Raw genomic sequence first — 17,647 nt, 5'->3', positions numbered from 1 at the left:
CCGGGGCCCTGCGGGGTCCGTCCCGCGCGCTACTTCCGGACGATCCGGAGCACGCCGGTCTCGGTGCCCTGGTAGAGGGTGCCGTCGGGGGCGGTGGTGCCGGTCATCTGCAGCGGGTTGTACAGCAGGCCGAGCCCGAACGCGGTGCTGCTCAGGACGGCGCCGGTGGCCGGGTCGACGACGGCGTGCGCGTACGCGGCGAAGGTCTGCGCGCCCGCCGCGTCGGTCGGGCCGCTCACCGTGACGGTGTAGATCTTCCCGTCGGCGGTCGAGAGCCGGGGCAGCGCCGCCGACTTGACGTCGCTCTCCCACACGGTGGCGCAGCCGGTGCCGGCCTCGTTCAGGTCGATCCGGGCCAGGCCGCCCTGGAAGGACGCCGAGGCGGGCACACTGGCGGGCGCGCCCGCGGGCAGCGCCGGGTACGGGTAGCCGTAGGTGTTGGTGACGAACACGCTGCGGCCGGAGGCGATGACGGCGTCCTCGGTGCCGCCGGCCGCCCACCTGGTGAGCACGGGCGTGGCGCAGACCGGCCGCGGGCCGCCGTCGACCCGGTAGACCAGCAGGTTCTCGTGCGGCGCGGCGTTGTCGGTGATCGTCACGTACTCGGTGCCGTTCCCGGGCCCGAAGAAGCTCGGGGTGGCGCCGGTGCCCCAGCTGAGCTGGCCGGGCTTGCGGCCGGGGCCCCGGTCGTAGGGTGCCCGCCACTGGACGACGGGCGTGCCGTCGGCGGACTTGCCGAGCAGGTACAGCGCGTGGTCGGTGGCCACGGCCGTGTGGCCGGGCACCGTGGAGATGCTGTTGGCGACGCCCTCGCCGGTGGCCAGGGTGCGGACCGCGCCGGTGCCGGGGTCGACGGTGCCGATCACGCCGCCGGTGGTGGCGAACCAGACCGCGCCGTCCCAGTCGGGGGCCAGCCCGACGACGCTGTCCCCGGCCGGCAGCGCGGCGGCCAGCGGGGTCCGCCGATCGACCGTCAGCTGCCAGCCGCTCGCGGTGCGGTGGTGGCCGATCCGCAGCAGGTCGCCGTTCGCGTCCACGGCGACCAGGGCGTCGGCGCGGTCGAGGTAGGCGTAGACGCCGCCGAACAGCGCGCCCTTGGGGAGTTCCAGCGCGGCCAGGTCCTTGCCGGTCGCCGGGTCGAGCAGGTGCACGGTCGGGGTCTGCCCGAAGATCGTGGTGCACAGCGCGACGGGGTAGCCGTCCTGACCGACCGTCACCGTCGGGCAGGCCGAGGCCAGGGCCGTCCGGCTCCAGGCGACCGGCCCGGCGCCGGGGCCCGGGTACGGGGTGGTGTCGCTGGAGGCCGAGTCGCCGTGCATCCCGGCGTTGCCGTTCGGCGCGGTGGCCGGGTTCTGCGGGGGCGGCGGACCGAACGCGGGCGCGGCGGCGGTGGCGGTGGAGCCCGCGCCGCCGAGCAGGACGGCGGCGAGCAGGGCGGACGCGGACAGCAAGGGGCGTGGGCGCATGGCGGATTCCTGTTCCGGGAGACGGACGGGTGCGGACGCCGGGCGGCACCGGGGCAGGACGTGTCGGGGCCGCTCGGCGGGGGGCGTGAGCGGCCCTCGGCGGAACGCGCCGAAGGAGGAAGGGGAGGGCCGCGTCAGCCGGCGCGGCGACAGCCCGTGGTGGTGGCGCGGCCGTGGTCGACATGGCGGCGGCTCACCAACGGGGTCATGCCAACCACCCTAGCGGGCAGGGCACTTGCCCCGCTCCCCCCGTCCCGTCCCTCGGACGGGCCGGTCCGGGGTTTCCGGGGGGCCCGGGGCCGGGAATCGCTCCGGGAGACCGGTGGGCCGTCGGGGGCCGCCGGGACGAGAGGGGCCGTGGTGGGTACGGAGTGGGTGCGGGACGCGGTGCTGTACCAGGTCTATCCGCAGAGCTTCGCGGACGGGAACGGGGACGGCACCGGTGACTTCGCGGGGCTGACGGACCGGCTGGAGTACCTGCGCTGGCTGGGCGTGGACGCGGTCTGGCTGAACCCGTGCTTCGTCTCGCCGTTCGGCGACGCGGGCTACGACGTGGCGGACTTCCTGGGCACCGCGCCGCGCTACGGCACCGCCGAGGAGCTGGCGAAGTTCACCGACGCGGCCCGCGGCGCGGGCATCCGGGTGCTGCTGGACCTGGTGGCGGGCCACACCTCGGACCGGCACCCCTGGTTCGCCCGCTCGGCCGACGACCCGTCCGACCACCGCTACATCTGGGCCGACCGCCCCGCGCCCGGGTACGTCGCCTCGCCGGGCTCCCGGCCGGGCTGGTACAAGCCGAACTTCTTCGACTTCCAGCCCGCGCTGAACTTCGGCCACGCCCGCACCGACCCGGACGAGCCCTGGCGGCTGCCGGTCGACGCCGAGGGCCCGCGGGCGAACCGGGCGGCGCTGCGCGAGATCATGGCGCACTGGTTCGCGCTGGGCGTCTCCGGCTTCCGGGTCGACATGGCGTCCTCGCTGGTGAAGGACGACCCGGGTTTCGTCGAGACCGGCCGGCTCTGGCGGGAGACCCGGGCCTGGCTGGACGCCGAGCACCCGGACCGGGCGATCCTGGCCGAGTGGGGCGACCCGGCCCGCTCCGTCCCGATGGGCTTCCACGGCGACTTCTTCCTGCAGTTCGGCGGCCCGGAGGACGGCGCGCCGCTGCGCTCGCTCTGGGACAACGGCGCGGGCACCGTGCACGAGCACTGGCCCGCGGAGCCGTGCTTCTTCGACGCCGAGGGCCGCGGCTCGATGCGCCGCTTCCTCGCCGAGTGGGAGCGCGCCCGCGCCGGGACCGCCGGGGCCGGGGCGGCCTTCCTGCCCACCGCCAACCACGACTACTCCCGGCTGGCCACCGGCCCGCGCACCCGCGAGCAGCTGGCCGCCGCCTTCGCCTTCCAGCTGACCTGGCCGACCGCGCCGGCGATCTACTACGGCGACGAGATCGGCATGCGCTACGTCCCCGGCCTGCCCGACACCGAGGGCAGCGCGCTCGGCCCGCGCTACAACCGGGCCGGCTGCCGCACCCCGATGCAGTGGGACGCCACCCCGGGCGCCGGGTTCTCCGACGCGCCCGCCGAGCGCTTCTACCTGCCGCTCGACCCGTCCCCCGACCGGCCCGACGTGGCGGCCCAGCGCGCCGACGAGAACTCCCTGCTGCACCACGTCCGGCGGCTGATCGCGCTGCGCCGCGCCCACCCCGCGCTCGGCCCGGACGGGCCGGTCGAAGTCCTGCACGACGGCTACCCGTTGACGTACCTGCGCGGCGACCTGCTGGTGGTGGTCAACCCGCGTCGCGCGCCCGCCGGCCTGCCGGTCGAACGCGAGCTGCCGGGCCGCCTGCTGGCGGGGCAGGGCGTGTCGATGACCCACTCGGTACTGCGCGCCGAGGGCTTCTCCTGGGCGGTCTTCGCCCGCTGACGGTCCAACACCCTTATTTTGCCAGGACACTGACGGACCGTCAGTCGGCGAGCAGCAGCTCGGCGGCGGCCGTCCGCAGGTACAGCACGGTGCGGCCGGTGCGGTGCCGGGCGGCCAGCCCGGCGTCGTGCAGGGCGGACAGGTGGTGCGAGACGGTGGCGGCCGACAGGCCGGTGCGGGCGGCGAGTTCGGTGGTGGTGGCCGGGACGGCGAGTTCGGCGAGCAGCCGGGCCCGGGCCCGGCCGATCACCCGGGCCAGCCCGTCCGGCACCGCCACCGCCTCCTCCCACAGGGTGGCGACCCCGCGCGGCGGGTAGACCAGGCCGGGCTGCCAGGGCGGGTTGAGCTGGGAGAACACCCCGGGCCAGGCGAACACGGTCGGGACCAGCACCAGTCCGCGGGCCCCGTCCAGGCGCCGGTGCACGTCGACGTGGCGGTGCCCGATCCGCAGCAGGTCGCGTTCCCAACCCACCTGCGGGTGCAGGTCGGTGAACAGCCCGGCCGGGCCGGACTCGGCGGCCTGCCGGGCCCGGCGCAGGATCTCGCCCTCGACCAGCCGCTCCGTCCGGGACCAGTACGGGGCGATCGCGGCCTGCCAGTACGCCGCGACCTCCGCCGCCAGCCGGGACATCCCGCGCTCCGGGTCCTTGGCCAACTCCGCGACCAGCGGCGGCGGTTCGCCGTCCAGCCGGGCCAGGTCGCGGCGGACCGCGGCCGGTTCGAGGGCGGTCAGCGCGGCCAGCTGCTGCTCCAGCGTCGGGCTGCCGCCGTCCGGCACGGGGGTGAGGAAGTCCGGCACGTACACCGTCGGCAGCCGGACCAGCTGGGACAGCAGCTCCCACTCCACCCCGGCGAGCCGGGGCCGGACCTTCCGCACCCAGGGCAGGTGGACGGCCCGCCGCCCCGGGTCCTTGAGCACCTCGACGCTGGTCACCACCTCGCACAGCGGCGAGCGGGCGAACCTGGTCAGCGCCAGGTCCTGCGCCGAGAACTCCCAGGTGAGCACGGGCCCCTCCGGCCGACGGTCGTGAGCCCTTCGAGGATTCGAGCAGGGTCGAATTCCTGGGCGGGGTCGATCATCGCAGCCAGGCTCGGGGGCATGACCACCGCCTCCCCCGTCCCGCTCCGGGACCGCCTCGGCCTGCCCGCCACCGCGGGCCGGCACCGCCGCCTGATCGGCGCGCACCTGATCGACAGCCTGGGCACCGGCCTGGTGCTGGCGTTCACCCTGGTGTTCTTCGTCCGCAGCACCGACCTGTCGCTGTCCGCGATCGGCGCGGCCGTCTCCACCGCCCGGCTGCTGGCCCTGCCCACTGCGCTGCTGGTCGGCCCGCTGATCGACCGGCATGGCGCCCGGCGGGTCGCGGCGGCGGCCAACGCGCTCTCCGCGCTGGCCCACGGCGGGTTCCTGCTCGCCGACCGGGCCTGGTCGATCGTGCTGGTCTGCCTGCTGGCCCAGGTCGGCCAGGCCGCCTACTGGACGGCCAGCACCGGCCTGGTGGTGCTGGCCGCGCCGGAGGGCGGGCGGACCCGCTGGTTCGCCCTGGTGCAGACCCTGCGCAACACCGGCCTCGGCCTGGGCGGGGCGCTCGGCGCGGTGCTGGTCGGCGGCGGCGGGGCGGGCGGCCTGCGGCTGCTGGTGGCGCTGAACGCGGCCTCGTACCTGGTCGCGGCGGTCCTGCTGGCGCGCTGGCGGCCCGAGCCGACGGCGCCCCCGGCGTCCCCGGCACCCCCGTCGTCGACGGCCGTTCCGGTCGTTCCGGCCGGGCCCGGCGGGTACCGGGCGGTGCTGGCGGACCGCCGGTACCTGCTGATGGTCGCGGCGAACCTGTCGTTCGTGCTGGCCTCGATGGTGCTGAGCGTCCTGCTGGCCGTGCACGTCACCGCCGCGCTGCGCCTGGGCGCCCCGGTGGCCGCGGCGCTGCTGGTGCTCAACGGCGTGCAGGTGGTGCTCACCCAGGGCCCGGTGGCGCGGCTGCTGGAGGGCTGCCGCCCGACCCGGACGGCCGCCGCCGGGGCGCTGCTGAACGCGCTGGCCTTCGCCGGGTTCGCGCTGCTGCCCGCCGGGGCGCCCGGCCCGGTGCTGGTGGCGGGGCTGGTGCTGGCGATGCTGGTCTACAACCTGGCCGAGACGGTCGCCACCCCCGGCCGCGAGGAGCTGAGCGTGGCGCTGGCCCGGCCGGGGCGGCGCGGCCGCTACCTGGCGGTCAACCAGCTCTCCTGGAACCTGGGCCAGGCGCTCGCCCCCGGCCTGCTCACCCTGCTGTTCGCCCACGGCCCGTCCTGGCCCTGGCTGTTCCTGCTGGCGGCCTCGCTGGTCGCCGTCCCCGGCCTGCTCCGGCTGGAGCGGCCGGTCGGCCCGGTTCCCGACATTCCGTCGGAAACCGGGCCGGTTCCGGCGCGCTAACATGCCGTCAGAGTGAGGCGCGGCAGCAGGAGTTGACGATGATCGAACTGGTGGTGGGATCGCGGGCCAGCCAGTTGGCCCGGGCCCAGGTCAAGGAGTTCCTCGCCCCGCTGCGCGAGCGCCACCCCGACGTGGTGTTCCGGCACCGGGTGATCCTGGAGGACGGCGACCTGGACCGGACGTCCCCGCTGCGCGAGGTCTCCGAGCGGGGCGGCGGCTCGGCGTTCGCCGGGCGGCAGGCCGCGGCGCTGCTCGACGGCGAGGTGGACGTGGTGGTCCACTCGCTCAAGGACCTCCCCACCGCGGACCCGGCCGGTCTGGTCCTGCTGCCCTCCCCCACCCGGGCCGACGTCCGGGACGCGCTCTGCGGCGCCCCGCTGGCCGCCCTCCCGACCGGCGCCCGGGTCGGCACCTCGGCCGCCCGCCGGATCGCCCAACTCCTGCACGTCCGGCCGGACCTGGCCCCGGAGCGGATCCGCGGCAACGTCCCGACCCGGCTCGGCCGGCTGCGCACCCTGGACGCCGTGGTGCTCGCCTCGGCCGGGCTGCACCGGCTGGGCCGGGCCGGGGAGGCCGCCGAGTTCCTCCCGGTCGCGCAGTTCCCGCCCAGCCCCGGCCAGGGGGCGCTCGGCATCCAGATCCGCGCGGACGACGGCCGGGCCCGCGAACTGCTGGCGGGCACCGGTGACCCGGTCACCGACGCGGAGGTCCGGGCGGAGCGCGCGATGCTCGCCGAACTGCACGGCGGCTGCTCCGTCCCGGTCGGCGCGTACGCCACCACCGCCGACGGCATCCTCACCCTGCACGGCCAGGTCACCTCGGTCGACGGCACCCGCCAGATCGCGGCCACCCTCTCCGGCAACCCCGCCGAACCCGAGAAGCTCGGTGCCGCCGTCGCCGGCGCCCTCCTCGACCAGGACGCCGAACTCCTCCTCGCCCCGGCCCGCCCCACCCCCTGATCCCCCGCGACGCCCTGGACAGCACCCACGGGCGACGCGGGCGGCACCCGCCGCGCACGGTGCCGCCTCCCCTCCGGTCCGCCGCGTGCCGACGCTCCGTCAGTTGCTCGTCGTCAGTTGCTGCTCGTCAGTTGCTGGTCGTCAGTTGCTCGTCGCGCCCTGGAGCACGGGCTGCGGCTCTTCCGTCCCCTTCTTGTCCTCCGCGGCCGCGCGCAGCGCCGCCTCGACCCGGCGGTTGCTGGTCATGGTGGCGGTGACGGCGGTCATGGTGAGGAGCAGGCCCGCGGCGGCGAAGAGCGGGGCGCGGACGCCCTGCGCGGTGGCCAGCCAGCCGCCGAGGAGGGCGCCGAACGGGGCGGCGCACATGGCGAGCATCCGGGAGGTGGAGGCGACCCGGCCCATCAGGTGGGCGGGGACGACGGTCTGCCGGAGCGAGGGGCCGAGCACCATGGTGGCGCCCATGCCGGCCCCGCAGACGGCGAGCGCGAGGCCCGCGACGTACGCGTTCGGGGCGGCGGCGAGGCCCAGCATGGCGACGCCCTCGACCGCGGCGGTGCAGGTGAGCGCGGCGCCGGTGCCGAGTCGGCGGCCGAGGAAGGAGGCGAGGGCCGCGCCGGCCAGGCCGCCCGCGGCCTCGGTCGTGAGCAGCAGGCCGAAGCCGGTGGCGCCGACGCCGAGCCGGTCGTGCGCGAAGAGGGCGAGCACGGTCTCCACGGCGAGGAAGGCGATGTTGCCGACCGCCGGTCGCAGCGCGAGCCCGAGCAGCAGGGTGTCCCGGAAGACGTAGGAGGCGCCGGCCCGGGCCTGGCGCAGCAGCGACTCGCGGGCCTGCGGCACCGGCCGGGGCACGGCGGGCAGCGAGCGGACCAGGACGGCGGAGACCGCGAACGAGAGCGCGTCGGCGAGCAGCGGGAACGCCCGGCCGAGGGCCAGCAGGGCGCTGCCCGCGGGCGGGCCGACGAAGCCGGAGGCGGCGGTCTGGGCACCGCGCAGGCGGGAGTTGGCGCGTTCCAGCAGGGCCGGGTCGCGGCCGAGCAGGTCGGGCAGGTAGGCGGTGGCGGCGGTGTCGAAGAAGAGTCCGCCGAGGCCGAGCAGGAAGCCGACGGCCGCGAGCAGCGGGATGCTGAGCAGGTCGAGCGCGGCCGCGGCGGCCGGTATCGCGAGCAGCAGCGTCCGGACCGCGTCGGCGACCCACATGGTGCGGCGGCGGTCCCAGCGGTCGACCAGCGCGCCGCCGAGGATGCCGAAGAGCAGCCAGGGCAGGGTGCCGGCGGCGGCGACCACGGCGAGGGCCAGCGGGTCGCGGGTGAGGCTCAGCGCGAGCAGCGGGAGGGCGGCGTGCGCGACGCCGTCGCCGAGCGAGGAGACGGTCTGCGCCGTCCAGAGCCGGCCGAACCCGGCGGGCAGTTCCGTGGTCTTCCGGGTCACTTGTCGTCCTCTTCGGTCTGCCCGGTCGTGGCGGCGGGGGCGGGGATGGCGGCGGGGTGGAACAGCGCGAAGGCCAGCGAGGCGTCCGGCAGGGCGGGGTCGGAGAGCGCCCGGTACTCGTCGGCCAGGGCCTTCAGGCGGGCGCCGAGTTCGGTGAACTGCTGGTCGGTGAGGCGCAGGTGGGCCATCAGCACGTGCCGTTCGGCGTCCGCGGGGGAGGCTTCCAGGTCGGCCACCGCGTGCCGCATCACCACGTCGGGGCCGCCGTCGGTCGGGTCCGGCAGGACGATGCTCCGGGCGGCCATCGCGTAGTACCGCTCGGTGACCCCGCGGACCTTCTGCGTCCGCACCACCTTGACCAGGCCGGCCCGTTCGAGCAGCCGGACGTGGTAGCTGGAGCTGCCTTTGGCCAGGCCGACCCGGGCGGCGATCTGGGTGATGGTGGCGGGTTCGAAGCGGAGCACCGCCATGATCCGGTGGCGGGTGAGGTTGGAGACGGCGCGCAACTGCTCGGCCGTGGTGACGTGGAGCGCCTCTGGGCGGTCTTCGGTGGGCACGCCCCAATGGTCAACGTTTCTTGACCATTGGGCAAGGGGTTTTCCCGGACTCCCTCACGCGGCGTCAGGCGCCCGCCCGCAGACCGCCGTCGAGCAGCAGCAGTCCGACCGCCAGCGCGGCGGCGGCGATCACCGCCAGGAAGGGCAGCCGGCCGCGCGGCGCGCGCAGGACGGCCAGCACCGGCGGGGCGGTGACCAGCGCGACCGGCCAGCCCGGCGCCAGCACCAGCGCGGCCGCCGCCGCGGCCAGCACCGCGACGGCCGCCGAGGCGCGCGGGCCCAGGCGCTGCGGGAGGCCGCGGACACCGGCCGCGCGGTCGGCGGCGATGTCCGGCAGGACGTTGGCGAAGTGCGCGGCGACGCCGAGCAGCGCGCCCGCGCCGAGCACGGCCGCGGCGGGCCACGGGCGGCCGGGCAGGGCCAGCGTCACGAACGCGGGCAGCAGGGCGAACGCCAGCGCGTACGGCAGCCAGGACCACACGGTCGCCTTCAGCCGCAGGTTGTACGCCCAGCCCGCGGCCACCGCGACCAGGTGCACCGTGGCCGCCGCCGGGCCGCACGCCGCCGAGAGCGCGACGCAGCAGGCCACCGCCCGGGCGGTCGCCACCCACCCCTGACGCTCCGTCAACTCCCCGGCGGCGAACGGCTTGTCGCCGCGCCCGGCGGCCAGGTCGCGCCGCCGGTCCACCAGGTCGTTGCTCCAGCCGATCGAGAGCTGCCCGGCCGCGACCGCCCCGGTGGTCAGCACCGTCCCGACCACCCCGCGCCCGGCCCCGACCGCCATCGCCGCCGCCAGCCCCGTCACCGCCGCCGCGGGCCCCGGATGACACGCCCGCACCAGCGCCCGCCCGGGCCGCCCGGCCACCACCGCACCACTCACCCGCCCAGGCTAGGCCCGCCCCGCCCGCCGTCCCGGCATCCGCCGACGTGTCGCCCCCGACGGGTGATCAGGCGTGCGGCCGCACCTCGACCGTGGCGCCGGCCGCGCGGAGGCGGGCGGCGTGGCGGTGGGCGGCGCGTTCCTCGATCCCGGTGAGGACCGGGACCGGGAGCGGGCCGGTGACCGCCTGCCGGGCGGCCAGGATGCCGACGCCCGTGAGCGCGCGGTGGACCTTGACGACCTCGAACGGCGCGGGACCGGGGTCGAGCAGCAGCACGTCGTGGTCGGTGTGGTCGCAGAGCAGCACGGCGTACCGGATGCCCTCGGACTCGTCCATGCCGCGCAGCATAGGCGTCGACTCCTGGGCACCCCAAGGGATTTGACGGTCGGGCGGCTCCGGCGCCGGCGGTGGCGACGCGCCCGCTCCGGGATGATTGCCCGGGTTCGTGCCGGTCTGCTCCCTATCCTGGGCCGGTGACGCGGATCGCGGCAGTGAGTGGGGTGCTCCCGGCCCACCGGTACCGGCAGCGGGAGTTGGCCGGGGCGGTGGCGGCGCTGCGGGGTGGGGCGGGCGGGGAGCGGCGCGCGCTGGCGGAGCGGTTCTTCGCGGGGGCGGGCGTGGAGTTCCGGCACCTGGCGTTCCCGTGGGAGCGGTACCCGGAGTTCGACGGTTTCGGGCGGGCCAACGACGCCTGGCTGGTGGCGGCGGCGGAGCTGGCCGAGCGGGCCGCCCGGGCGGCGCTGGAGACGGCCGGGATGGCGGCCGAGCAGGTCGACCTGGTGGTGTCGACGACCGTCACGGGCGTGGCCGCGCCCTCGCTGGAGGCCCGGATCGCGGCCCGGCTCGGCCTGCGCGGGGACGTCCGGCGGCTGCCGCTGTTCGGCCTGGGGTGCGCGGGCGGCGCGGCGGGGACGGCGGCGGTGCACGAGCTGCTGACGGGGCGTCCGGACGGGGTGGCGCTGCTGCTGGCCACCGAGGTGTGCTCGCTGACCTTCCGGCGGGCCGACGACTCGCCGGCGAACCTGCTGGCCGCGGCCCTGTTCGGGGACGGCGCGGGCGCGCTGCTCGCGGTCGGCGACGCGCACCCGGCGGCGGGCGCGGCCGGGCCGGAGGTGGTGGCGACCCGGGCCCGGCTGTACCCGGGCACCGAGCGGCTGCTCGGCTGGGAGGTCGGCGACGACGGGTTCGGCATCCTGCTGGGGGCCGAACTCCCGGAGCTGGTACGGCTGCACGTGGCCGAGGAGGTGTCCTCCTTCCTGGCCGGGCACGACCTGAAGCCGGGCGACGTGACGGCCTGGGTCTGCCATCCGGGCGGCCCCCGGGTGCTGGACGCGCTGGGCGACGAACTCGGCCTGCCCGAGGGGGCGTTGGCGCCGAGCCGGGCCTCGCTGGCGCGCTGCGGGAACCTGTCCTCGGCCTCGGTGCTGCACATCCTGCGCGACGTGCTCGCCCAGGGCCCGCCCCCGCCGGGCTCGTTCGGGCTGATGCTGGCGCTCGGCCCGGGCTTCGCCTCCGAACTCGCCCTGCTGCGCTGGTAGTCGCCGATGCTCCCCTACACCCTGCTGATCGTGCTGGTCGCCGTGGAGCGGCTGGCGGAACTCGTGGTGGCCCGCCGCAACACCGCCTGGAGCCTGGCCCGGGGCGGGGTGGAGCACGGGCGCGGCCACTACCCGCCGATGGTGGCGCTGCACACCGCGCTGCTGGCGGGCTGCCTGCTGGAGGTCTGGGGCGCGGGGCGGCCGTTCCTGCCCGCCCTGGGGTGGCCGATGCTGGTCCTGGCGCTGGCCGCGCAGGGCCTGCGCTGGTGGTGCATCCGGACGCTGGGGCCGCGCTGGAACACCCGGGTGATCGTGGTGCCGGGGCTGCCGCTGGTGGCGGGCGGCCCGTACCGGTGGCTGCGGCACCCCAACTACCTGGCGGTGGTGGTGGAGGGCTTCGCACTGCCGCTGGTGCACACGGCCTGGGTGACGGCGCTCTGCTTCTCGGCGCTGAACGCCTGGCTGCTGGCGACCCGGCTGCGCTGCGAGGAGCGCGCCCTGACGGTGTGCCGGGCCGCCGCGTGATCGACCTGCTGGTGGTCGGCGGCGGTCCGGCGGGCCTGGCCGCCGCGATCCACGCGGCCCGGGCGGGCCTGTCCGCGACCGTCCTGGAGCCGCGTGCCACGCCCGTCGACAAGGCGTGCGGCGAGGGCCTGATGCCGGGCGCGGTCCGGGCGCTGGCCCGGCTCGGGGTCGCCGTCGAGGGCCGCCCGTTCCACGGCGTCCGCTACCTGGAGGCGGCCGGCCCGCGCTCCGCCGAGGCCCGGTTCCGCACCGGCCACGGCCTGGGCGTGCGCCGCACCGTCCTGCACGCGGCGCTCGCCGAGCAGGCCGACCGGCTCGGCGTGCGGCGGCTGCCGGTGCGGGCGGACGGGCTGACGCCGCTGCCGGACGGCGTCGCGGTCGGGGAGTTGACCTGTCGACATGTCGTCGCGGCGGACGGCCTGCACTCCCCGCTGCGGCGCGCCCTCGGCCTGCACCGCCCGCCCGCCCCCACCGGCGGCAGCCGCCCGGCCCGGTACGGGCAGCGCCGGCACTTCGCGGTCCGGCCGTGGAGCGACCTGGTCGAGGTGTACTGGTCGCGGCACGCCGAGGCGTACGTGACGCCGGTCGCCGACGGCACCGTCGGGGTCGCGGTGCTGGGCACCGAGCGGCTCCCGTTCGACCGCCAACTCGCCGCCTTCCCGAAGCTGTTGGAGCGGCTGGGCGACGCGCCCGGCGGCCCGGTCCGGGGTGCGGGCCCACTGCGCCAGCAGGCCGCCGCCCGGGTCCGGGGGCGGGTGCTGCTGGTCGGCGACGCCGCCGGCTACCTGGACGCGCTGACCGGCGAGGGCGTCGCGCTGGCGCTGGCCTCCGCCGAGGCCGCCGTCGCCGCCGTCGCCGCGGGCCGCCCCGCCGACTACGAGCGGGCCTGGCACCGCGCCACCCGCCCCTACCGCCTGCTCACCGCCGCCCTGCTGACGGCCCGCCGGCACCCGGCGGTCGGCCCGCGCATCGTCCCGCTGGCGGCGGCGCTGCCCCCGGTGTTCCGGGCAGCCGTCGGCCTCCTGGCGCGCTGAGCAGGGGGCGTGGGGCAGGAGGCGGAGGCGACGGGGGCAGGGGCGACGGGGGCAGGGGCGACGGGCGGCCCGGCGGCGCGCACGAAACACTCTGATCCGTCATTTTTCGGGCATTTCGTGCAACAATCGTGGCGTGTCCGGGTGTTGACCGTGCGTCAGGCCCCCGGCCCGCCCGCCCGCACCGAAAGGTCCGGCCCCACCATGGCGATCGACACCCTCGACCCGGCCCGGCTCGGACCGCTGGCCGCCGCCCGGGCCGGGCTGGTCGCCCGGCTGACCGCCGCCACCGGCCCCAACGGGCTGCTGCACGCCCCGTGCGCGGGCCGACCCTGGGAGACCGCGCTGACCCTGCACCTGCTGACCGCCACCGGTGCCGCGCCCGCCCTGGGCGCGGGCCCCGCCGACCGGCTGCGGGAGGCGCTCGCCCGGGGCGGGGCCGACCCGGTGCAGACCGCGGCGGCCCGGGCCGCGCTCGGCGGTCCGGCCGCCGGGGGCGATCCGGTGGCGGAACTGCCCGGGACGGCCGCGCCCCGCGACCTGCTGGCGCTCCGGCTGCTGCTCGCCGACCTGGGCGCCGGACCGCTCCCCGGGCCGCCGGACAGCGCCGCCGGGTTCGGCGGCCGCGGCGAGTCCGCCCGGCAGGCCGTCGAGACGGCCGCGCTGCGGGTGCTGCACGCGGCCCGCTCCGGCGCCGCCCGCCCGGTGGGCGCCGCCGACCGGCGCGTCCTGGCTCCCGCCGCCGAGCCCGGCCCGCCGCCGTTCGCCGACCACTCGCTGCGCCTGCTCGCCCTGCTGGCGCTGCGCCACTGCCCCGAGTCGCTGCCCGCCGTCCGGGCGCGGGCCGCCGAGCTGGGCCGCCGGGCCGCCGCGGACGGCGGGCTGCCGCCCGTCACCGGCGCGGACGTGCTCGCCACCGCCGCCGGGGGCCTCGCGCTGGCCGCCGCCGACGCCCCGGCCGCCACCCTGCGCCCGCCGGCCCGCGCCCTCGCGGAGCACCGGCTCCCGGACGGCGGCTGGCCGTCCACCCCCGGCGCCGGGCAGTCCGGCGTCGAGGACACCGCGTACGCCGTGGCCTTCCTCCGCGCGGTCGCCGACCGGGTGCGCTCCGAACCGCTGACGGGGGCGCTCGCCGACGGCGAGCGGTACCTGCTGGAGAGCCGCAACCGGGACGGCGGCTTCCCCGCCCACCCGCGCGGCGACTCCGACCCGGCCGTGACCGCGGGCGCGGTCGCGGCACTGGCCGGGAACCCGGAGCACCGGGCGGCCGTGCGGGACGCCGTCCGCTTCCTCGCCGAGCGGCAGCTCGCCGCCCCCGCCGTCGAACGGCGCCGCAGCCTCGCCGAGGGCGCCCTGCTCTCCCGCGCGGTGCTCGCCCACGAGGCGCTGGAGCGCTCCGGCGGCGGCGCGGCGGCCCAGGTGTCCGCGCTCGCCGCGCAGGCCCGCGCCCAGTCCCTCGGCCGCCTGCTCGACACCCAGCGCCCCGACGGCGGCTGGGGCCACACCCCCGACCGGCCCTCCGACCCGGTCTCCACCGGCTACGCGCTGATCGCCCTCGGCCGCCACCCCGCCGGCCGCGGCCCCGCCCGCCGCGCCCTGCGCCACCTGCTCACCCACCGCGCCCCCGCCGCCCCCGACCGCACCGTCCCGGGCCCGCTCCCCCACGACGTCCCGCTGCTCGCCGACATCACCGCCCTGACCGCCCTGAACCGCGCCGCCGCCCTCTTCCCCACCGACCTCCCGTCCCCCCGCGACCACACCCCGCCCCACCTGCCCTGACCCGCCCCCACCGCCGACTGCCCGCCGCACCGGCCGGCCGGAGGCCCGTCGCACCCGCCTGCACCCCGTCGCCCGTGCCCCGGCCCGCCCCCATGCCGGTCCGTCCGGCCCGCGGAACACCCCCCCGCCCCGCTCCGCCGCCCGGCACCCCGTCGCACCCGCTCCGACCTGCACCCATGCCGGTCCGTCCGGAGCGCGGGACACTGGGTTCATGAGCAAGTCCGGAGACATATTCCACCCGCCGGTCGTGGTCCTCCCGCCGACCCGCGGGGCACGGCCGTACCGGCGGGTGGAGATCTACGGGCGGACGGTGGGGCGGGCGACCGCACCGGAGGACGTGGCGGAGTTCGTCCGGCGGGCGGGTGTCACCGAGCCCGACCTGGACGATCCCGACCTGGTGGCGTGGCGCGGCGGCGACCGCACCGTCTGGGCCCAGGAGCAGCCGGAGGCGCCCCCGGGCGGCTGAGTCCGCGGGCCCGGCGGTGGGCCGTCCAGGGCAATGGCGTACCCCTTGTGCGGAGCGGGCCCGCTCTGGAGTGGCCGGGCGGCGGGCGGCGGGAGTGGATGGTGTCCAGCCCTCGCCGCGCCGACTCCCAGGAGCCGTGATGCCCCGTACCCGCCGTGCCGCCGCCGCCGCGGTGCTCTCCCTGTCCGCCCTCTCGGCCGCGGGCTGTGCGGCGGACCCGGCCCCGAGCGCCCCGCCCGCCACCGCCGGTCCCGCGTCGGGTCCGGCCGCCGCGAGCGCCGCCGCGCCGGGGCCGACGGGCGGGCCCGTGAAGTCCTCCTTCGCCACCTCGGCGGGCGTCCGGGTGGCGCTGGCCGGGGTGGGGAAGCTGGGCCCGATCCTGGTGGACGCGCAGGGCCGCACGCTGTACCTGTACGGCGCGGACACCTCGGTGCACGCGAGCTGCCTGGACGAGTGCGCGAAGTCCTGGCCGCCGGTCACCACGCCGGGCTTCCCGCTGGCGGGGCCGGGCGTCGACGACGGGCTGCTGGGCGCGGCGGCGCTGCCGGACGGGACGGCGCAGGTGCTGTACAAGGGCCACCCGCTGTACTTCTGCGCGGGCGACCACGGCCCCGGCGAGACGGCCGGCCACACGGTGGCGGACCCGCGCGGGACGTTCTACGCGGTGACCTCGCTGGGCGACCCGGTGGGCGTCGACCTGGCCACCCTGCACGCCCCTGGCGGCACCGCCCCGTCCGCGTCGGCGAGCCCGACCGACCCGTCCGCCACTGCCGGCCCCGCGGCCTCGGCGGAGCCGATGGCCCCGGCCGCCGGGACCGCCCCGGCCGACCCCGCCGCGCCGACTCGGCCCGCCGCACCGTCCCCCTCCGCACCGTCCCCCTCCGCACCGGTGCCGACCGTTCCGGTGACGCCGCCGGCCCCGGCGACCCCGGCCGCGCCCGCCGCGCCCGGCCTGCCCGCCGACGGCTCCGGCGGGGACGGGCCGGTCGACCAGGAGGGCGCGGCGGACTCCTGACCCGGCGCCGACCGGCCGGGGCTGCGGTTGTGGGCGGCCCCGGCCGGTGTTCGAGTGGGGGGAGTCGCGGCGGCCGACCCTCGCCGCCGCGCGGTCGCGACGGTGCCCGGCGGGGCGCCCGAGGAGGATTCCCCCGATGTCCCAGCACGTCCCCTTCACCACGAACAACGCCGGCGTCCCGGTCGAGAGCGACAGCGATTCGCTGACCGCGGGCCCGGCCGGTCCGATCCTGCTGCACGACCACTACCTGATCGAGAAGATGGCCCAGTTCAACCGGGAGCGGGTCCCGGAGCGGGTGGTACACGCGAAGGGCAGCGGCGCGTACGGCTTCTTCGAAGTGACCCAGGACGTCAGCCGGTTCACCAGGGCGGACCTGTTCCAGCCCGGGAAGCGGTGCGAGATGCTGGCCCGGTTCTCGACCGTGGCGGGCGAGATGGGGTCGCCCGACACCTGGCGCGACCCGCGCGGCTTCGCGCTGAAGTTCTACACCGAGCACGGCAACTACGACATGGTCGGCAACAACACCCCGGTGTTCTTCGTCCGGGACCCGATGAAGTTCCAGGACTTCATCCGCTCGCAGAAGCGCCGCCCGGACAACGGCCTGCGCGACCACGACATGCAGTGGGACTTCTGGACGCTCTCCCCGGAGTCGGCGCACCAGGTGACCTGGCTGATGGGCGACCGGGGCATCCCGAAGAACTGGCGGCACATGGACGGCTTCTCCTCGCACACCTACCAGTGGGTGAACGCGGCCGGGGAGCGGTTCTGGGTGAAGTACCACTTCAAGACCGACCAGGGCGTCGACTTCCTCCCGCAGGCGGAGGCGGACCGGCTGGCGGGCGCGGACGGCGACCACCACCGGCGGGACCTGTTCGACGCGATCGAGGGCGGCGCGTTCCCGTCCTGGACGCTGCACGTGCAGGTGATGCCGTTCGACGAGGCGTGGGACTACCGGTTCGACCCGTTCGACCTGACCAAGGTGTGGCCGCACGGCGACTACCCGCTGATCGAGGTCGGCCGGTTCACCCTGAACCGCAACCCGGAGGACCACTTCGTCCACATCGAGCAGGCGTCCTTCGAGCCGTCCAACCTGGTGCCGGGCATCGGCGTCTCGCCGGACAAGATGCTGCTGGGCCGGATCATGTCCTACCCGGACGCGCACCGGTACCGGATCGGCCCGAACTACGCGCAGCTGCCGCCGAACCGGGCGCACGTCCCGGTGCACTCGTACAGCAAGGACGGGCCGATGCGCTTCGACGTCGCCCGCACCGGACGCCCGTACGCGCCGAACTCGTACGGCGGCCCGGTGGCCGACCCGTCACTGTGGGGCGGGCCGATGGGCTGGGACGTCGCCGGGCGGATGGTGCGCGAGCCGCACCCGCTGCACCGGGAGGACGACGACTGGGGGCAGGCCGGAACGCTGGTGCGCGAGGTGCTGGACGACGCAGCCCGGGACCGGTTGGTCGCCAACATCGCCGGCCACCTGCAGGACGGCGTCTCCGCCCCGGTGCTGGAACGCGCTTTCCAGTACTGGCGCAACGTGGACCGGGACCTCGGCGACCGGGTCGCCGCGGCGGTCGCCCGCTGAGGCGCCGCCCGCCCGCCGCGCCGCCCGTCCCGGAGCCGTTCCCGGGGCGGGCGGCGTGCTGCTCGTTGACAAGCGGGGGCGGGC

Annotated in this window: 16 protein-coding genes; 10 read left to right on the top strand and 6 right to left on the bottom strand. The window is 77.4% G+C overall.

What is annotated here, in order from left to right:
* Nucleotides 1-29: 29 nt before the first annotated feature.
* Nucleotides 30-1,466, bottom strand: coding sequence for a hypothetical protein (locus ACIQBJ_RS18870; RefSeq protein ID WP_400711088.1), 1,437 nt, complete (start codon nt 1,464-1,466; stop codon nt 30-32).
* Nucleotides 1,467-1,823: 357 nt separating this feature from the next.
* Between ACIQBJ_RS18870 and ACIQBJ_RS18865 the strand changes: the two genes are divergently transcribed.
* Nucleotides 1,824-3,389: an alpha-amylase family glycosyl hydrolase gene (locus ACIQBJ_RS18865; protein WP_400711085.1), complete on the top strand. Its 1,566-nt coding sequence runs from the start codon at nt 1,824-1,826 to the stop codon at nt 3,387-3,389.
* A 40-nt stretch (nt 3,390-3,429) separates the two neighbouring features.
* Here ACIQBJ_RS18865 and ACIQBJ_RS18860 read toward each other — a convergent pair whose 3' ends face one another.
* Nucleotides 3,430-4,395, bottom strand: coding sequence for a DUF5937 family protein (locus ACIQBJ_RS18860; protein ID WP_400711082.1), 966 nt, complete (start codon nt 4,393-4,395; stop codon nt 3,430-3,432).
* Between the two features lie 93 nt (nt 4,396-4,488).
* Between ACIQBJ_RS18860 and ACIQBJ_RS18855 the strand changes: the two genes are divergently transcribed.
* Nucleotides 4,489-5,796: an MFS transporter gene (locus ACIQBJ_RS18855; protein ID WP_400711079.1), complete on the top strand. Its 1,308-nt coding sequence runs from the start codon at nt 4,489-4,491 to the stop codon at nt 5,794-5,796.
* A gap of 38 nt (nt 5,797-5,834) precedes the next feature.
* Nucleotides 5,835-6,755 carry a hydroxymethylbilane synthase gene (hemC, locus tag ACIQBJ_RS18850; RefSeq protein ID WP_400711076.1) on the top strand — a complete coding sequence of 307 codons (921 nt, stop codon included), beginning with the start codon at nt 5,835-5,837 and terminating at the stop codon, nt 6,753-6,755.
* A gap of 141 nt (nt 6,756-6,896) precedes the next feature.
* Here hemC and ACIQBJ_RS18845 read toward each other — a convergent pair whose 3' ends face one another.
* The 4 genes from ACIQBJ_RS18845 to ACIQBJ_RS18830 all read right to left on the bottom strand — a co-directional run bounded on the left by ACIQBJ_RS18845 (nt 6,897) and on the right by ACIQBJ_RS18830 (nt 9,957).
* A complete protein-coding gene (locus ACIQBJ_RS18845) occupies nt 6,897-8,162 on the bottom strand; it encodes an MFS transporter (protein WP_400711395.1) in 1,266 nt (421 codons plus the stop codon).
* 17 nt (nt 8,163-8,179) lie between these two features.
* Nucleotides 8,180-8,740: an ArsR/SmtB family transcription factor gene (locus tag ACIQBJ_RS18840; RefSeq protein WP_400711073.1), complete on the bottom strand. Its 561-nt coding sequence runs from the start codon at nt 8,738-8,740 to the stop codon at nt 8,180-8,182.
* A 64-nt stretch (nt 8,741-8,804) separates the two neighbouring features.
* Nucleotides 8,805-9,620, bottom strand: a complete 816-nt coding sequence (locus ACIQBJ_RS18835; RefSeq protein ID WP_400711070.1) for a UbiA family prenyltransferase — start codon at nt 9,618-9,620, stop codon at nt 8,805-8,807.
* Nucleotides 9,621-9,687: 67 nt separating this feature from the next.
* Nucleotides 9,688-9,957, bottom strand: a complete 270-nt coding sequence (locus ACIQBJ_RS18830) for a ribosomal protein L7/L12 (RefSeq protein ID WP_400711067.1) — start codon at nt 9,955-9,957, stop codon at nt 9,688-9,690.
* Nucleotides 9,958-10,094: 137 nt separating this feature from the next.
* On the opposite strand from ACIQBJ_RS18830, the gene ACIQBJ_RS18825 reads away from it, so the two are divergent.
* From ACIQBJ_RS18825 to ACIQBJ_RS18795, 7 genes are all read left to right on the top strand, one after another.
* The gene (locus ACIQBJ_RS18825) at nt 10,095-11,159 is read left to right on the top strand and encodes a type III polyketide synthase (protein ID WP_400711064.1); all 1,065 of its coding nucleotides are present in this window, start codon (nt 10,095-10,097) and stop codon (nt 11,157-11,159) included.
* 6 nt (nt 11,160-11,165) lie between these two features.
* Nucleotides 11,166-11,684 (top strand): isoprenylcysteine carboxyl methyltransferase family protein, encoded by a 519-nt coding sequence (locus ACIQBJ_RS18820; protein ID WP_400711061.1) that lies wholly within the window; start codon nt 11,166-11,168, stop codon nt 11,682-11,684.
* A complete protein-coding gene (locus ACIQBJ_RS18815; protein ID WP_400711392.1) occupies nt 11,681-12,718 on the top strand; it encodes an NAD(P)/FAD-dependent oxidoreductase in 1,038 nt (345 codons plus the stop codon). The genes ACIQBJ_RS18820 and ACIQBJ_RS18815 overlap by 4 nt, the downstream gene beginning before the upstream one ends.
* Before the next feature lie 201 nt (nt 12,719-12,919).
* On the top strand, nt 12,920-14,494 hold the full coding sequence (locus ACIQBJ_RS18810; RefSeq protein WP_400711058.1) for a prenyltransferase/squalene oxidase repeat-containing protein: 1,575 nt from the start codon (nt 12,920-12,922) through the stop codon (nt 14,492-14,494).
* Between the two features lie 211 nt (nt 14,495-14,705).
* Complete coding sequence (locus tag ACIQBJ_RS18805) at nt 14,706-14,960, top strand: hypothetical protein (protein WP_400711055.1); 255 nt, start codon at nt 14,706-14,708, stop codon at nt 14,958-14,960.
* A gap of 139 nt (nt 14,961-15,099) precedes the next feature.
* A complete protein-coding gene (locus tag ACIQBJ_RS18800; RefSeq protein WP_400711052.1) occupies nt 15,100-15,975 on the top strand; it encodes a hypothetical protein in 876 nt (291 codons plus the stop codon).
* A gap of 136 nt (nt 15,976-16,111) precedes the next feature.
* A complete protein-coding gene (locus ACIQBJ_RS18795) occupies nt 16,112-17,563 on the top strand; it encodes a catalase (protein ID WP_400711049.1) in 1,452 nt (483 codons plus the stop codon).
* Nucleotides 17,564-17,647: the final 84 nt, after the last annotated feature.

It is taken from the genome of Kitasatospora sp. NPDC088391 (assembly GCF_044753345.1).
GTDB lineage: Bacteria > Actinomycetota > Actinomycetes > Streptomycetales > Streptomycetaceae > Kitasatospora.
This window is presented reverse-complemented; position numbering and strand designations above follow the sequence as displayed.

Excerpts from the sequence above, each read along its gene's own strand:
- ACIQBJ_RS18795 (WP_400711049.1), top strand. The coding sequence starts at position 16,112 with ATGTCCCAGCACGTCCCCTTCACCACGAACAACGCCGGCGTCCCGGTC.
- ACIQBJ_RS18820 (WP_400711061.1), top strand. The coding sequence starts at position 11,166 with ATGCTCCCCTACACCCTGCTGATCGTGCTGGTCGCCGTGGAGCGGCTG.
- ACIQBJ_RS18870 (WP_400711088.1), bottom strand. The coding sequence starts at position 1,466 with ATGCGCCCACGCCCCTTGCTGTCCGCGTCCGCCCTGCTCGCCGCCGTC.
- ACIQBJ_RS18810 (WP_400711058.1), top strand. The coding sequence starts at position 12,920 with ATGGCGATCGACACCCTCGACCCGGCCCGGCTCGGACCGCTGGCCGCC.
- ACIQBJ_RS18830 (WP_400711067.1), bottom strand. The coding sequence starts at position 9,957 with ATGGACGAGTCCGAGGGCATCCGGTACGCCGTGCTGCTCTGCGACCAC.
- ACIQBJ_RS18805 (WP_400711055.1), top strand. The coding sequence starts at position 14,706 with ATGAGCAAGTCCGGAGACATATTCCACCCGCCGGTCGTGGTCCTCCCG.
- hemC (WP_400711076.1), top strand. The coding sequence starts at position 5,835 with ATGATCGAACTGGTGGTGGGATCGCGGGCCAGCCAGTTGGCCCGGGCC.
- ACIQBJ_RS18800 (WP_400711052.1), top strand. The coding sequence starts at position 15,100 with ATGCCCCGTACCCGCCGTGCCGCCGCCGCCGCGGTGCTCTCCCTGTCC.
- ACIQBJ_RS18855 (WP_400711079.1), top strand. The coding sequence starts at position 4,489 with ATGACCACCGCCTCCCCCGTCCCGCTCCGGGACCGCCTCGGCCTGCCC.